The organism is Streptomyces sp. NPDC102462 (genome assembly GCF_044765425.1).
Taxonomy (GTDB): domain Bacteria; phylum Actinomycetota; class Actinomycetes; order Streptomycetales; family Streptomycetaceae; genus Streptomyces.
Genome location: NZ_JBIWKB010000064.1, coordinates 1 through 17,047, shown reverse-complemented (window position 1 = coordinate 17,047; position 17,047 = coordinate 1). Strand labels below are relative to the sequence as shown.

Sequence of the window (17,047 nt, the reverse complement as noted above, 5' to 3'; positions counted from 1 at the left end):
GGCCCGAGCAGCGTGATAGGCCCGGCAACCGCCGTAGGTTGCCGGGCCCATGCACTCGTCAGTCAACAAGGTAGTGGGCTTCGATGTAGGCGACGGTGGAGCCGTACGGCTCTCCCACCGGCTTCAAGGTGTACCGGCGGAAGACCGCGGCGGTGGCGCGGCGGACGCCTCGGTTGCGAGCCTCGGCGTTGTCCCACGACTGCGCGAGGGTGCGCTTGACCACCTGATCGATCTCCTCGGCCAGGTTCCGCTCCGTGATGGTGAGGCCGGACGGTGCGTGATCGTGAATGATTCGGGACAGGACACCCACGTGGTCGTCGTCCAGCACGACGGCTTCGTCGGGGTGCTTCTCGGCGTCCACGATGGCGCGGGCGACGCGGAGGGCATCGGCCAGAAACTCCAGGGCGTCCTGCGCGTTCTGGATGATCCGGTCCCGCAGCTGCCTGATTCGCTCCGCGAGGGCGGTGTACTTCGCGGACCCCGGTTCGACGCCCCTTTCGAGGGCGTCCTTGATGTGGTCCAGGATCTCCGCCGCAGACGGCGGCCTCATGTCCTCGCCGTCGTCCTTGCCAGGCTTGGGGCGGACGAGGGCCAGCAGCTCCTTGAGGATGGTGATGCCCTGAGCGTCCAGGACGAGGGCTTCCTCCTGTGAGGCGGCCACGGAGAAGGAGTGGACGTGGGCATTGATGATCTCCAGGACCATCGGTCCCAGCTCGCCCAGCCGTTCCTTCCGCTCCTCGTCGGAGGACTTCTTGAACAGGGTCGTGTAAACGGAGCCGAACAGCCCGAAGCCGTCCTGGTACTTGGCGACCCGCTTGTCGGTGTTGATGAGTGGGTACAGCCGCGCCAGGAGCCGGTAGTCCTTGGCGTACACCTCGGCGGCATCCGGGTTGGTGTCCAGGAAGGCATTGATGGTTCGCACGGACTCGTAGCCGTGGACCGTGAGATCCAGGCCATCCACGTCTGCGAGGAGGTCTTCTACGCGGGCGAAGGTGGTGCGGAACTCGGCGACCAGCTCGGTCAGGTCGGTGACGAACCCGCCGCCCTTGCCGGCGGATCCCTGCGAGGTGGGGTCCACGACGGCCCGCTGGACCTCTTCGGCCAGGCTGATGTAGTCCACGACCACGCCGGTGGTCTTCACAAAACCGGTCGGGGATACCCAGGTGCGGTTCGGTCGGGTGATCGTCTGGAACAGGTTGTGGGCCTTCAGGGGCTTGTCCAGGTAGAGGACGCCCTCGTTGGGGGCGTCGAACCCCGTCATCAGCTTGGCTGTCACGACCAGGAAGCACAGCGGGTCGTCCGGGGAGAGGAATCGCCGCTTCTGGTCCTCCTCGTCGACCTCTGAGAGCCGGTACGACCGCATGGCGGGGTCTTCGTCCTTGGCGTCCGAGACGTGGATGTTCACCTCAGCGGTGATCCGGTCGTGTTTGCCGACCTCGGCGAGCACCTGGGACGTCTCGAAGCCGGCGAGCAGTTCGTTGATCTTGTCCGTGTATGCCACGGCCAGCTCACGGTTGTAGGCGACGACCTGGGCCTTGAGGCCGTTGCGGTAGGTGCTGGCCAGGTAGTGGTCCACGATGTCCTGGCAGACCGTGTGTATGCGGTGGGGGTTGGCGAACACCGAGGTGAGTCGCCCGAACTTGCGGGACAGAGTTTCACGGTCAGGGTCGTCGAGGTCGAATTCGTCGGCGAACTGGTCGAACTCTGCCTGCAGTGCCTGGTCGTTCATCTCGAAGGTGACGGGGTGCGGGTCCAGCATGACGGGGACGGTCGCCTCGTCCAGTAGAGACCGGGACACCGAGTACCGGTGCAAAACCCTGTCCGGGTCGGTCTCCTCGCCAAAGAGGGCGAAGGTGTCGGTTGCGAGGTTCCGGACGGGGGTGCCGGTCATACCGAAGAACTTCGCGTGCGGCAATGCGGCGCGCATCTGCCCGGCCAAGGACTGTGACCTGTCGGACTGGGTGCGGTGGGCCTCGTCGACCAGCACGATGATGTTCCTGCGGGTAGACAGGTTTTTGCCGGCATCGGCGAACTTATGGACGGTGGTGGAGATGACGCCGCGCACGTCGTCGGCCAGCAGGGAACGCAACTCAGCGCTGGTGGCGGGCTGGTGGAAGTAGGCGTCCCCCATCGCGGAGGTGAACACCCCGGAGGTCTGCCGAACGAGATGAGTGCGGTCCGAGAGCAGGATGATCGTGGGCGAATCAGTGCGGGTGTCGGCCAACAACAAGGAGGCGGCGAACACCATCAGCAGAGTCTTTCCAGACCCCTGGTGGTGCCAGATCAGGCCCTTCGTCCCGTCGGCCAGGACCCGCTTGTGGATCAGATGGGCGGCCTCCATCTGCGGGTAGCGCGGCAGATACTTCTTGTCCGCGCCACCCCCGGACGTGTCAAAGAGGACGAAGTTGGCGAGCATGTCCAGGAGCGTGGCCGGGGCGAGCAGCAGCTCGACGGAGCGTTGCACGTCGGCCTGCCCGGACAGGTTCTCGTCATCGGCGGTGGATCGGAACGGCTGCCAGAGGTTCGTGGGCGCGCCAGCGGCACCGAACCTCAGCTTCAGCCCGTCGGAGGCGACGGCAAAGACATTGGGGGTGAAGAACCACGGGTACTCCGTGACGTACACGTCGTTGATCTCGCGGACGGCGTCGGCCCACCCGGACTTCGCGGTCGGTGACTTCACCTCGACCACGACCAGGGGCAGGCCGTTGACCCAGTACACGAGGTCGAAACGGCGAGGAGTTTTACCGGGAACGGTGATGGTCACCTCGTCCGACACGACCAGCGTGTTGGCGGTGGGATGCTCGAAGTCGATGACCTTCAGGGCGTGCCACACCCCGTCAACGTCCCGGAACTCCTTCTGCCCTCGCAGTAGGTGCAGCACCTGCTCGTTGGCCCGCACCAGCCCGCCGTCGACGGCATTGACCGTCGCGACGATCTCCTCGACCACCGCGTCCACGTCGAACCTGTCGATCACCCCAGGGTTGAACCGGACGATGGCGTCCCGCAGTTGGCTGGCGACCACCGTCTGTGTCGTCTCACGCGGCAGCGACCTGCCCGCTGTAAAGTCCCAGCCCATCGGGAGGGACCACTGGATCATCAGGTTCTGGAACTCGCGCTCCCGAATGCCCTTCGCCACGGCTCAGACCTCCAGCTCGGCAGACTCAATCTCGATGGTCCGGTCCGACAACCCCGCCAGCAGCCCGCCACGGACGCTGCGGAGTTGGTTAGCCTCAGCGCGAATCGCGGCGATCTTGGCGTCGATGGCCCGCACGGATTCGACCTGGGCCTCGCGCACCTCAGAGGCGGGCCAAGGAATCTCAAGCGTTTTCAGCCACCGGACTGCGAGATTCCCAAGCCCGGTGCTGCCGCTAGCGGATTCGCTCATCTGATGCTGAGTTCTCGGGCTGCGAAGCACGAGGTAGAGGTAGTCCCGTGTCTCGACATCGGTAGCGTCCAGGATGAACTGAAAGGCGGACACCGCCGCACCGTGAACTTCCTCCGGTGGGAGGTAGACGTTGCCGATCCGCTCGCGGTTTCCGTTGGTGCGGATCATGACCAGACTCGTCGGGCCTACGGCCTTTGTCCTGGCCGGTAGCCCCACCACATAAGCCATTTCACGCAGGTCGATGGACCCATCGGGCCTTGTGTTGGTGATCTTCAGGACCGTCCACGCCTCTTCTGACGGAACCGAAGACTCGTCCTTGGCCGCCCAAGAGGGCCCTGAGCCGATCACGGGGCAAAGTTCCCCGAGCGGCTTCATTCCGTTGACAGCGGCACCTGTGAACTCATCCAGCAGCCTATCCCGGACCCGCCTCGCGGCCTCAGCCTCACTGTCAAGCGCGGTGATCTGGTCGTCCACCGCACCGATGACCTCGACGATCCGCTTTTGCACCGGCAGTGGCGGAATATCCATGACGATGTTGAGGAAGTCAGCGGGCTTCACCCGCTCACGCCTGCCCCCCATTCCCTTGGAGGCCCCCTGAAGGGCATCCCACATGCGCTGCGTCGTGGTGAGAATGCGAAAGAAGTCGGGGTCCGCGTCGGGCGCGAAGGCGAATGTGGGGAACTCCTGTGACGCAAACGATTCCGGCAGGTCGTCGGGCGTGATGGTGATCGCGCCCTCGAACGCCTTAAGCCGACTGTAGACGAGGACTCCTGGGCCGATCCGGTTGAGCTTCTTGTAGGAGGTTGCGCTCCCGGCGACGGGATCGCGGTAGAGCAGCCCTCGCCCTCTGTTCAGCACCCCCACAGTTGGGTATGTCTGTTCCGGGTCCACGTCCACGGATTCCACATTCGGCGTGAGGAACCGTGCCAGAGGCGCGCGGACCCAACCTTCCTGCAACCGGGCGGCATTGTCATTGCTCGTCGGGTCACTCATCGAAGCCCTCGATCCCGGCGTCGGCGAGCACGGCGAGCATACGGGCCTCTGCCTTCTGACGTTCGGCGCGGGCGAGATTGTAGGCGTCGATGAGGGTGCCGAGGTCTTCGCTCTCAGCGGCGGCCTGCTTGATGTAGCTGCCGATATTCAGGTCGTACCCGTTCGCCACGATCTCCGTGCTGGGCACGAAGCGTGCTGTCACGCCGCCATCGCTGTCGGGGGCCACCGGGTTGCCGTCAGCATCGAACTTTGAGTTGTAGGCGGTCACCGTGTCTGCGATGTCGGCGTCGGTGAGGATGTTTCGGTTCTTGGCCTTGGTGAACCGCTTGGAGGAATCGATGAACAGCACCCCGCCCTGACGCTCCGGGGGCTTGGTGCCGGGTGCCCGGAACACCAGGATCGCCGTGGGGATGGTGGTGTTGTAGAAGAGGTTCGCTGGCAGCCCGATGACGGCTTCCAGGAGGTCGTCGTCCAGAACGCGTTGGCGGATGCCCGCTTCCTGGCCGATGCGGAACAGGACACCGTGTGGAAGGACGACGCCAGCGCGGCCCTTCTTGGGGTCCATGCTGGCGATCATGTGTTGGACAAACGCCCAGTCCGCCGACGACTGCGGGGCGACCCCGCCGATGGCGCGCGGGTCCATCGTCCAGGGTTTCCACTTCAGGCTGTAGGGCGGGTTGGCGAGGATCACGTCGAACTGCGCCACGGACCCGTCCGGCTTCTTAAAGCGCGGGTCCTTCAGGGTGTCGCCGACCTCGACCTTGAACTGGGTGAGGTTGTGCATGAACAGGTTCATGCGTGCCACACCGGCGGTGTCCGGTACGGCCTCCTGCCCGTACAGACTGAGGGTGTACCCGCGGCCTCCGTGGGCCTTCAGGAGGTTCGCGGAGGCGATGAGCATGCCTCCCGACCCGCAGGTGGGGTCGTACACGGACTCGTAGCCCTTGGGGTCCAGGACCTCGACGATCAGCTCGACGACCTCGCGCGGGGTGAAGAACTGGCCGGCGCGGGTGCCGGACCCGTCAGAGAACCGCTTCAGCAGGTACTCGTACGCACCGCCGAGCACGTCGTGAGACATGTTGCCCTCGTGCATCTTCGGGGTGCGATCCATCGCCTGCATGACCGCCGCCAATACTTCCCCCGACAGCACGGCTTCGGAGGTCCAGGTCATGGACCCGAACAGGCGGGAGAACTTGTCGGGGTTGGCCGTCTCGATAGCCTGTAGAGAAGCACGGACCCGCTGGCCGAGGCCGGGCTGGGTGACGGTGGCGAGGATGGACGACCAGGAGGCACGACGCTCCTGGACGGTGCCGGGGTGGATGAACGGGATCTCGAACGACTGGTAGTCGCGGTACTCGATCTCGTGCGCTTCCTCGGCTGAGAGGTCGTCCAGATCCTCGTTTTCAGCCAGGAATTCCTGGTGCTGGTGTTCCCAGGTGTCCGACAGGTACTTCCAGAACATCAGCGGGAAGACGACCGAGGAGTACTGCGCTTCGGGCATCGCCACACGCAGCTCATCCGCGGCGTCCCACAACCGGCTCTCGATCTCCTGCTGGGTCACTGCCATCAGTCGGGGGTTTCCTCGCTCGTCAAAAGGTGGCGACCCGAAGGCCGTGGTGTTCCTATCAGTCAGCCCAGTACGGGGATGCCCGGCGCGCATCCGCCGGACACGCCGCTGAGTGGACATGCCCTGGGCGTCGCGTCCCTGTGCAGACGACCCGCCAACAATATCCCTCCCCAGGACCACGAAATACGGCAATCGCGCCCAGCCAGCGAGGCTTCGAGGGGCTGACGGAGACGGCGCCACAGCGACGCCGTGGGCATGGCCGTTCGATGGCGCGGATCCGTCAGCGACCGCCCCTTATACGATGTCTGGCGTGCCCGCCCCCTCGTGATCGACAGGTCACGCCTTCGATCGCCCGCCCGGCAGGTGCATGACTGGGCCCCGATGCGCTTCCTGGAGGACGGCGCAATCGACGCCCTCTCCACCGACGACTCGATCCCGGAACATGAGCGTGACGGTCGCTGGGCTTCGGGCACGCCCCCGTACTCGTTCGAACTCACCTCCACGCTGATAGCCACCCGGCGCGGAACTGGTTGCTATGAAGTCTTCACTGGGGTTCCCTACGAGTATGCCGAGGCATCTGCTAGCCGTTGAGCACACCAAGATCAGGGCGCTGCGCGAGCAGGCTGGGCTTACTCCGCAGGAGCTCGCTGATCGCGTGGGGGTCACGTACCGCGTGGTCGTGTACTGGGAGGAGGGCAGGTATGTGCCTGAAGCCAGGAACGTGCGGCGGCTCGCCGATGCTCTGGGCTGCGCCACGGCCGACCTCACGGGTACGCCCAGCGGGTCCGAGACGCTGGTTGACCTTCGATATGCCGCTGGTCTCACCGCGGAGGAGGTCGCCACCCGCCTTCGCGCGACTGCCGTCGGCCGTGATCTGTTCGTGGACGCACACAAAGTCCGCAGCCTGGAGCGGGGCCGCCAGGTGTCCGGCTGGAACTGGAGAAAGCCGGGGCACACGGGCCGACTGGTGCAGCAGCTTGCCGCCGTGTACGAGGTGCCGGTCCGGATGGTGATGGACACCTGGATGCGTACCCGGCCGGCTGATGAGCCCCCTCGCCTGCCCGAACGGGAGCGGCACGGTCCGCCGGCGTCAGCGGTCGAGGGCTGGGAGGGGCTGAATGAACGGCAGCGGGTCTATCTAGGCGAAATCCTGCGCGACGACCAGATGACTGAAACTGAGATGTGGATGCGCCGGCAGAACCAGGCCAGGGTTCCACCGGCCAAGCAGTGGCGTAAGTTGCCGTTCACTCTCGACGCACCCACCGAAGTAGTCGGCCACACGCGCCTTCAGCAGCGCCTGCGGAGCGCTGGCGTCCACGATCAAGGGGCCGGGGCCACCCTCCACTCCCTGGAGCGGCTGGGACTGATCAAAGTGACCAAGGACCGCGTAGAGGTTCCGGGAGTCGGCGAGGTAGACCGGACCCTGGTGGAGATTACGCGCCGCGGCCGTGCCTGCGCCCGCGCTGGGCTTGGAGAGCCCGCGGAGTCGGCGCCTCCCGCGCATCTGCTGTCTGAATGGCTGTGGGGCGTTCTGCTGCGTGTCGCCGCGGCCGGCCCGGAGGGTCTCCACGAGAGCGAGCTGACCGGTAAATCCCTGTTCTACTTGGCTGTCGGCTATCGGCCGAAGCGCCAGGCGCATCCCAGCAGAGGCTTTATCGAACTACGTCCCCGGATGGCACCGGGCGATACGCACGTCCTCGAATACCGGTGGCACACCACCGCTCTCGGGCAGCAGCACATTGCCTCCTACCTGCACGTCTACACCCAGATGTACCCGGCCGCGACGTCTCCGCCGCAATGATCGTTTAGGGCGGTCCGAGGCCGTTCCGGGGGCATTGTCAGACCCGTGCTCTACCGTCGTCTCCCGTGACGACCCATGTCGATGACGACGGCCTGACGTTCTCGCATTTCGAGGCGTTCCGCCTGATCAACTTCACCTTCATCAAAGCCTCTCAGACGATCACCGCCCCGGACCTGACCCCGAGGGACCGGGCCGAGAAGCTGATGCGGTACCACGGGGACTTGCTCGCCGCGTACGGCCCCGGAGTGCCGCTGTCGTTCGGCGAGTTCCGCCGAAAGCTGCGCGGCCCCATCGACGGCCTGCTCCCGCCATGGCTGGACCGGTCCGGCTTCGGCGATCTCGACTTTCCCGTTGTCGACGCCGAGGGCTGCGTCACCGGGAACGCCTTCGATCTGCAGTGGGAGACCTCCCAGCTGCACCGGATTTTGAAGCGGCTTCGGCGGATCGGCCGGATGCGGTTCACCGAGGAGCAGCTTCAGGACGAGATCGACCAGGATCAGATGTACGAGATCCTCAAGGGCCGCGGTGACGCCCAGTACGTCAAGGACCGCACCACGCTGGTGGAATGCCCGGCCGGCACGGCCGCGGAGCTGAACAAGCGCGGTTTGCCCCTCAACGCGATCGGCTTCTACGAGCCGATCCCCTACCACGCCGTCTACCGCACCTGGTGGTTTCCCTGCACGGTGTGCAAGTGGCCCATGAAGATCAGCAAGCGGATGAGTGCGGGCCGCGAGTACTACCGCGTCGCCTGCCTCTACGGCCGTCACGCCGATACCGGTGCCAGCTTCATGTTCCGGCCCACGTCCGGAGACGCGCCGCAGCTACATCCGGACAGCCCCGACACCCCGGCCCCGCACGAGGCGGCGCTCGCGCTGGGCACCACCGGTGTCGTGCCGGAGGCGAAGCCGGTTGAGGGGCATCTGGCCCTCAAGCGCGGCGTGTGGCGCTACACATGCGTGCCCGGCCTGCACGAGCTGCGTCTGCATACCGTTCTGCGGGAGCGGCTGGCCGCCGCACTGGCCGATGTGGACGAGGCCGTCAGGCTCTGGCCGATGAGCGACGCCTATGACCATCGCATCGAGGTCAAGGGCCCTGACGGGAGCACACACGTCTTCACCGTGGATGTGAAGGACTACACCCACGGTCGTGTCCTGGCCGAGAGCCTGCACCGCAACGAGGGCGACAAGGGCGGCGCCGAATGGCTCGTCGTTCCCGACCACCGGGCTGACCAGATCCCCCTGCTGACCGTGACCTGCCACAAGTACAACATGAAAGCCGCGACCATGACCGACTTCGCCAAGATGGTCTGCCGGAGCGCCGGGGTGGTGTGGGCATGAGCCAGATGACCGTCAGGGACGCCTTCGTCCGCGCCGCGCTGGCCCTGGCCGCCCACTACTTCCCACAACAGGACGACGACGGCAAGCCGCTGGCCTCCTTCCGCTACGCGGCGTTCTTCGCCAGCTGCAAACCCCAGGCATGGGAGAGATGGGACGAGCTGGGCGGTGAGGAACGACTGCTCGTGGCCGAGGTGATGAAGCTCAGCAACCCCGACCTCGCCGACGAGAAGCGGTTCGCCTCTGCTGCCCGGATCCTCCTGGGCGCCATGGACAGCGCCGACGAGGAGGACGAGGAGACCACCCTCCAGCTGTTCACCCTGGCCGGTGATCCTCTCACCGCCACCGCGGCCTACCCCCTGCTGGGAGGTGACTATCTCGGCTACGCCAAGAGCCTTCTCGCGCCCTACCGGCGGCCGAGCAGCCGACGCAAGCCCCACGAGTTCGCAGCGCCGGGCCAGACGTACGAGACGAGTGAGCGCACCGAGGGCAACGAGATCGTCCACGGGCGCGTGACCATCCCCCGCTTTCCCGCTTTCACCCAGCCTCTCGGCCACGACACGCTTCCCGCCCTCACCACCCGGCCCAACGTCGGCACGGTCCCGGTCCACGTCCAAGATCTCAAGGACATCGCCCAGCTGCTGGACACCCAGTACGAGGACACAGAGGCTGGCCCCTGGCTGCACAAGGTGCTGGCGGGCCTGCTCGACCGGGTCAAGGCCCGTGACACCGACACCGTCGACGTGCTGGAGCTCCTGGCCGGCTGCACCCAGATCTTCCACGCGCCCACCGGAACCGGTAAGTCCGTGCTGGTCCGTCTCCTGGGCTCGTGGGCCGCGCTCAACGACTACCGCATCACCCTCCTCGTCCCTGATGTGAAGGCCACGCTCGCCTCTGTCTGGGACATCAGCCGCGACCTTGAGATCCTGCACGAGGCGGGCAAGACCGAGCACCTGGCGACGTGCGCTCCGCTGATGTCGCCGTCTTCACGGCACGAGCGGGCCCTCAAGCATGCGGCCCTCGTCAAGGAGGACCCCGACGCCCCCGGGGAATGGGGCAAGCGAGGCCACCGTGACGTCGACCACCTCGCTTATGGATGCGCACAGCGGCACTGGCTCGACTCCGCCGGCATCTACCGCCCCGGCAAGGAGAACTGCCTGAGCCTGCGCGGCGGCGGAGAGATGCTGGCCTGCCCCTGGATCCCGACCTGCGGCAAGTTCGCCCCCGCTTACCAGGCCGCTGACGCCACGGTGATCGTCACCAATCACCACAACTTCATCCAGGGCACCATGCGGGTGGGGATCCAGATCGACGGCCGCCCGGTCCGGTCCGTCACCGTCCGCGAGTTCGTGCTCCGCGCCAGCGATTTCGTCATCATCGACGAGATCGACGCCTTCCAGGCCGTCGCCGTAGACCGCTGCGCCACCACGGTCGACCTGCACTCCCGGCGCCCGTGGACCGCAGAACCGCAGGCCCTGGACACCGCGGCCAAGCACCTTCCTCTGCGCTTCGAGGACCAGCTCATCGAACCGATCAGCCACGTCCGGCTCATGGCCGAGTCCCTGCTGACCGGCCTGTGCACCAAGGCATTCCGCCTCAACCACCACGACGACGCCCGAGTCCCGCGGCTGAGGCACGAATACGACTACGAGGGCTGGCGCCTGCCACGCTCCAAGGACCGCGAGCTCATCAGCCTCCTGTTCCCCGAATACCCGGTCAGCGACGGCCAGCCCCTTCCCGCCGAGGCCATCGCCCGGCTCAACGCCCTGGTACCGACCCCCGACCTCGGCGAAGACGACGAGACGGCTCCAACCCCCATGCTCTTGGACCCCGAGTGGGAACGAGTCAGCAGCGTCCTCGGAGCCGTGGTGTCGCCGCGCGGCATCAACCAGCGCGACGCGCTCAAACTCAGGTTCCACGAGGCCCTCGCCCCGATGATCAGCGACGGCCGCACACGCAACCGGGCCATCGACCACCTCCTCATCCGCACACTGATGAGCGAACTAGACGTGTCGCTCGCCGTTCTGCGCGACACCGCCCAGTCCCTGCGTCACTCCGGGCTGCTCACCGCCAACCGCATCATCGACTCGATGCGCTCCGGCGGCATCGCCGACGTACTTCCGCACGGAACAATCGGCAGGCCGATCAACGGCTACCGGGTCACCGGCATGAAGAACCCGGAGAAGGACGCCAAGCTCTCCACGCAGCACATGGCCGGCGACCCGCACACCTACGTGTCAGAACTCGGCGGACTCGTCTCACTGATCACCGCCGGCGTGGAGCGGCCCATCTTCGGGCTCTCCGCCACGGCCTACTTCCCCCAGGCGGTCAAGGAACACGTCCACGCCCCCGTGATGTGGTGGATGACCGACGCCCAGGAAGAATCCATCCTGGTCGAGTCCTCGGCCGTCACCTACGGCAACGGCCACCGCAAGGCCGGAGAACGCATCCCTATCGCCGGCCAGTTCCCCTCCGACAAACCCGAAGCCCTGCGCGAAATCGGCGAACGCCTGTACGAGACAAAGCTGTCGAGGAAACTCACGCGCCTGGCCAAATCGGAATCGACCCGCACCCGCGCCCGCGTGATCCTCACAGCCAACAGCTACGAACAGTGCGGCCACATCGCCACCGGCATCGCCAAGGCGAAAGGGCTCTCCCACCGAGTGTGCGTCCTCGTCCGGGAAGAAGACCGCCTCAGCAACGTCCGCCACCTCCCCGACCCGTCACTGGTCCGCCGCATCACCGTCGAAGAGGTCGAGGAATTCCCCCAATTCGGCGACATCCTGATCGCGCCCCTGGCTAACATCGCCAGAGGACTCAACATCGTCGTCAATCTCCGCTCAGCCATCCACTCCATCTACCTGTGCGTGAGGCCCCCGCTGATCATCGACGATCCCACCTGGATGTACGGCAGTGTCAACGCCGCAGGCATCAACTCGTTGCCCGCATCCGGTGCGTCGGATCCCGTCCAGGCTCTGCAGACGGCTCGCACCGCAGCACGCGACCACATGGCCACCATTCTGCGCTCCTCCCCGCAGCTGTCGACCATGGATCTCGTCCTCCAGGAACAGATGGTCGCCGGAATGCTGGTGTCCCTCATCCAGCTCGCCGGCCGAGCACGACGCGGCGGTACCAACATGGAACTGCACTTCGTGGACTACGCCTTCCACGACGAGACATGGAGCTCTGACCTGGCCAGCATCATCGAACGCATGGCCTCACGGTGGCTGCCGGAAGAACGCCGGCAGATGGCCGAACTGTACGGCGAAGCGGTCAACGCCTTCCTGACCTACGCAGGCGTCGACCTCGCCCTCTCCGCATAGCCCAGCGCTTCTTCCCGAAAGAGATCACAGCATTGAGCGACACCACCGCGACTCTCCCGAGCACCCTCACCCTGCGCTGCACCCCCGAACTCGTCCAGGGCCAGAAGGTGTACGTACGGATCTTCCCGCGCAGCGTGCGGGATGAATGGGAGAAGCTGAAAAGCAACGGAGACGACGAGCAGAAAAGCCAGCAGCATCCGGACGAGAAGAGGAACCTGCCGTACTCAACCGCCCTGACCTACCTGAAGTTCAAGACCGGCGGGTACGTCCACCTCGACCGGTACCTCAACTTCCTGGTCTCACTGGAGAAGATCGACAACGAGACCCTGCGCCACGTCTTCCGGTGCATCGTCGGCTACAGCAAGGGGCTGAACACCGACCAGGCCGTCCTCCTCGATGTACCGCCGGTGGCCGAAGCCATCGCGAACACGCCCGAGCAGGAGTTCGAGATGACGCGCTTCCTCAAGCCGGTGTCGGGCAGGCAGCCGAGGTGTCCCGACTGGATGTACGTGGCCGTGCCCTGGGTGATCTCCAAGAAGCTCGCCAAGGAGAAGTTCACCATCTACGACCTCGTCCCGATCACTGAGCAGGTCGCCGCGAAGGAGAAGGACGGCTCCCCCAAGCTCGACGCCGACGGCGAACAGGTCTACAAGAACCGCACAATCGGCTGGAAGGCCAACCCGAACAAACGGGAAGTCACCTACCTCCCCGACAGCCGGGGCGGCCTCATCGCCTGGGATCACCCCTTCGGACGCAAGTACAACCTCCGTGACGACGCAACCGAGGTCAACGAGGCCACCAAGGCCCAGTACGCGATGTCCCGGCTCTCAGTGGTCATGAAGACCGAGCCCAACGTCGTCCACCCCGTCATCTTCCTGGACGCCCACGTCACCCGCGTCCACAGCAACATGGTCTACGCCAAGTCCACGCACATCTACCAGGGCAGCGACGGCCTTCCCATCCTGCATACCGAGCTGGTACGCAACGGCAGCGTCCGAGCGGTCAACCAGCGCGCCCTGGAACTGCTCGCACGCGACGAGATGGACATCAGCGTCCTGCAAGCACTGCAGACGCGCGTCACCGAAGAGCGGGACCTGCTGGAAAAGGCCGCCGAGAAGGGGGAATTCCCCTCGTTCATCACCCCTGACGCCGGCGTCATCCGCCCGCTCATGCCGCAGAACGACAACTTCGCTGTCGGCACCGGACCTGGCAGCCTCCACCTGCGGCTCCTGGCTGAACACGTCTCCAAGGTGCTGGGCGAGAAGGCCACCTGGGTCGACTTCACGGTGGAACCGATGACCTTCGAACCACGCCCCACGGACAAGCAGAAGATGGCCCCACAGGAGCGTGCAAGCCGCATCGAGGCCGGCGAACTCCTCCACAGCATCGGCTTTCCCCCGCCCGAAGAGATCACCGCTTCCGTGAAGGCTCAGGGTTTCGAGCACCTGCGGATCGTATGCCTGTGGTACCGCTGGAACACCCGCCTACGCATGATCAACGCGCTGTCCCTGGCCTTCCCGGACGGCCCGCCCATCGGCGATCCGGAGCCAGGTGAGGAGGTCTTCCTCGCTCCCGGCATCAGCGTGGTGTTCCGCCAGGCCGAGCGTTTCCTGTCACACGGCGACGACATCAACCGGACCGTGGAGTTCAAGTCCCTCGAAGAGGACTTCGCCAACAGCGAGTCGCAGGCAATGGTCGGCGCCTGGTGCGAAACCGAGATCCCGGCGCTCAAGAAGAAGGATGGAGAAAAGCGGAACGCATTCCTGCTGCGCAAGGAGCGCTATGACGGGAAATTCCAAGTCCGCCGCTTCCTGGCCAAGAAGGACTTCGTCTGCCAGTTCACCACGGGAATGAAACCGGGATCCTTCGGAAACCCCGCAACAGAAATCAGCCCTCCGAAGCCGGGGAAAGACCACGCCGCTTACATGGCGCTCCTCGACCTGTACCGCTCACTCGGGATCATCGACCAGCGCCTCGCGCGGGCCATCGCGAAGGACAGGAAGGGCCACGAGGCGGGGAAACTCGTCTACTGCGGGATCCACGCCCGCCGGCAGACCAAGACCGCCGACGGCAAACACACCAAACGCATCATCGTTGCCACAGCCCTGTTCCCGCCGGAGGAGGAGAGCGACGCCTGGACGATGCGAGCGTGGACACCCCAAATCGGGGCCTGGGTGCCCTACCGGGAGGCAATCGCCGCCTTCCACGCCAGCGACTATGCACTCCACGTCGACGGCAAGGGCGAGACGGACAAGGAACGCTGGGCGGAAGCAGCGACACACGTCGAAGATGCCCTCTCCAGCCTCGTAAGCGACGAGCTGGAACCCGGCATGGGCTATGTCGTCATGATCGACGGGCACGCCTGCCGACGGATGTGGACGGGTTTGCACAACGAGAATCAGAGCTACCAGGAAGAGGACATCACCGATCCGCGCACCTGGCTGCCGGGGTACGGCAAAGGCAAGAACGCACCTCGCAAGAAGCCGAGTGCGGTCATCCGGATGAACGTCGCCGCAGACGAGGTGCCCCAGTACGTTCCCGTCCCTCGCGAGAGCGATCCGGACACCGAGAAAGAGTCCATCCTGTTCGCATCGGCCAAACTACACCGCGCCGACGTGGACTTCGGGAATCCCTTCTGGATCCTGTTCAACATTCCGCGCAACTACCAAGCCAAGGGCGGAGACCTGGGCAAGGCGATCACTCGCTGGGATGCCGACCCGGGCAAGGGCGGGGAGGAGGGGGAGCGGGAGACGAATGAGCTCAAGGCGCCGTGGTGGGCCGTCACAGCGACCGAGATCTACCCAGTCGGTGTGGCCGACGGGGTCGACCGGACGATGCTCGCACGGGCGACCGCACGCTTGTGTCACCAGACCATCGCCTGGTCCGACCGCTCCCGCTACCCCGTCCCCTTGCACGCAGCCAAACAGCTCGACCTCGACCACCCCCAGTACCGGCGGTCGGCACCGCCCGAGGAACAGGGAGACGAAGCCACCGACGAGTAGCCGAAGATGCGTTGTCGGGAGTGATGCAGAGGAGGGGCGGTGGATCGCCTCCTGAGTCGGCCGATGGTGATGAGCGAGGGCGCACTTATTCACTCGCCGCTAATCCAGGTCGTGTGACTGGGCGGAGGCGCTGCGAGCCGCCGCTGCTCGAGGCTGATGCTGGGGCCAGACAGGCTGATAACCCAGCACCGCAAAGCGGGCGAACATAGCGCGGGATCGCCGGTTGGCCAAACCGGCGATCCCGCGCACCATTGATAGTCCGCCGCCACGCCCTGTCCCTACGTCGAAAGGCGCCTCCAGACGACCACAGAGCAGCCACGAAGCGCGCACGACCGAGGGACCGTCCAGCGATCACGCTGCCGCGTAGCTCGCCCGGAACAAATCCTGCGCCCGCTCCACGTCCCTCGGCGTACGGAGCTGCACCTCCAGATCACCCGTCCCGTGGTGACCAAGACCGGACACATCCCGGGTGAAACCCGGAACGAGGTCGGTGTCCCTCGGGTCGACCTTCAGGTAGACGAGGAGCTTGCTCCGCTGAGGCGGACAGACACAGGCGAAGTTCCGCAGACGCTGATACGCCCAGTACTGCTTGCGCTCAACGCGGTTCACACAGTCCCCGAGCCCGAACAGCGCCTCGTCGACCGCGCTCGCCAGCTCCATCATCGACGCGCCCTGGACGTCGGCTACCGCCCGAGCATCCGCCTGGCGGCGCATTCGGCGGACGACCTGCATACCGCCGCTGACGGATACCACTGTCTCAAGCCCGAGCAGGTCGCTGCCGAAGAGTCGGTAGCGGACCAGGTCGATCGAGCGCCGGTGCTCGCGCACGGCGTGAACGTCGTAACGGGTGAAGTCGCCGGCGATACAGATCAGACGCGGGCCGCTCCACAGGACCTGGGACGCGGCTGTCACCCCGAGGCAGTCGTGGACCAGGCGCTCGAACTCGGCGCGATGGTCCATCAACCACGCCAGGTAGAAAAGGCCCTGGTTGATCACGCCGGCGTCAACGCCGCGCTTGTACTCGACGATGACCGGCGAGCCGTTCTCGTCCAGCCCGAGCGAGTCGATCCGGCCCCCGTGGACCGGCCCGGTGCCGTACTCGCTCGCCAGCAACCGGACGCCCAACAGCGTCTCCATGTGCGCTTCGATGAGGCCCTGCACGTCGGCCTCGACCTCAGCAAGACGCGGCGCGACCTCGCTCACAGCCCCATTCGTCGTGTGAAACAGCTTCAGACCCGACACCTTCCCCTCCTCGGCTCGAAGATCGAGAACACCGGGCGGGTACAGGATTGTTTCCGTCAGGGGCTTCGGCGCCGTGAAGAAGATGTGAGATCAGGCATTGGTAACCACCCCTGGCCACCATCCACACACACTTACTACTGCCGGAAGCAACAAAGAATCGAAAGGCACTGCCGACAGGGATGCCCAGCCAGAACAGCGCAACGCAGCACGGGCAGTTCAGCCCCGCACATATACGAGCCACCTGGAGCGGAACCGCGAGCGTCGAAGAGGCAGCCCAAGCGTTTGGGCTGTCCAGGTCGAAGAGCTACTCAGGTTGAACTCGTGGAGTCCGGTGGCCCGTGACGCTTCTTGATCGTTGCGGTATGACGTCGTCATGCGGTACGCGCATGGGGGCGGCCTG

Annotated in this window: 8 protein-coding genes; 4 read left to right on the top strand and 4 right to left on the bottom strand. The window is 65.5% G+C overall.

The features are described from left to right. Window positions 1–58 precede the first annotated feature (58 nt). The 3 genes from ACIRFL_RS36190 to ACIRFL_RS36180 are packed head-to-tail and all read right to left on the bottom strand — an operon-like array spanning window position 59 to window position 6,065. Complete coding sequence (locus ACIRFL_RS36190; RefSeq protein WP_404037480.1) at window positions 59–3,136, bottom strand: type I restriction endonuclease subunit R; 3,078 nt, start codon at window positions 3,134–3,136, stop codon at window positions 59–61. Between the two features lie 3 nt (window positions 3,137–3,139). Continuing rightward, complete coding sequence (locus ACIRFL_RS36185) at window positions 3,140–4,378, bottom strand: hypothetical protein (protein ID WP_404037477.1); 1,239 nt, start codon at window positions 4,376–4,378, stop codon at window positions 3,140–3,142. After that, window positions 4,371–6,065 (bottom strand): N-6 DNA methylase, encoded by a 1,695-nt coding sequence (locus ACIRFL_RS36180; protein WP_404037475.1) that lies wholly within the window; start codon window positions 6,063–6,065, stop codon window positions 4,371–4,373. The genes ACIRFL_RS36185 and ACIRFL_RS36180 overlap by 8 nt, the downstream gene beginning before the upstream one ends. Window positions 6,066–6,510: 445 nt before the next feature. Between ACIRFL_RS36180 and ACIRFL_RS36175 the strand changes: the two genes are divergently transcribed. The 4 genes from ACIRFL_RS36175 (at window position 6,511) to ACIRFL_RS36160 (ending at window position 15,405) form a co-directional block, all read left to right on the top strand. Then, window positions 6,511–7,746 (top strand): helix-turn-helix transcriptional regulator, encoded by a 1,236-nt coding sequence (locus ACIRFL_RS36175; protein WP_404037472.1) that lies wholly within the window; start codon window positions 6,511–6,513, stop codon window positions 7,744–7,746. Between the two features lie 65 nt (window positions 7,747–7,811). After that, on the top strand, window positions 7,812–9,083 hold the full coding sequence (locus tag ACIRFL_RS36170) for a hypothetical protein (protein WP_404037470.1): 1,272 nt from the start codon (window positions 7,812–7,814) through the stop codon (window positions 9,081–9,083). Beyond that, entirely contained in the window at window positions 9,080–12,403 is a 3,324-nt protein-coding gene (locus tag ACIRFL_RS36165) for a hypothetical protein (protein WP_404037467.1), read from the top strand. Before ACIRFL_RS36170 ends, ACIRFL_RS36165 begins: the two co-directional genes overlap by 4 nt. Window positions 12,404–12,435: 32 nt before the next feature. Then, window positions 12,436–15,405 carry an RNaseH domain-containing protein gene (locus ACIRFL_RS36160; RefSeq protein WP_404037464.1) on the top strand — a complete coding sequence of 990 codons (2,970 nt, stop codon included), beginning with the start codon at window positions 12,436–12,438 and terminating at the stop codon, window positions 15,403–15,405. Between the two features lie 351 nt (window positions 15,406–15,756). Here the strand turns inward: ACIRFL_RS36160 and ACIRFL_RS36155 are convergent, their stop codons facing one another. Next, on the bottom strand, window positions 15,757–16,647 hold the full coding sequence (locus tag ACIRFL_RS36155; RefSeq protein WP_404037461.1) for a DUF5655 domain-containing protein: 891 nt from the start codon (window positions 16,645–16,647) through the stop codon (window positions 15,757–15,759). Window positions 16,648–17,047: the final 400 nt, after the last annotated feature.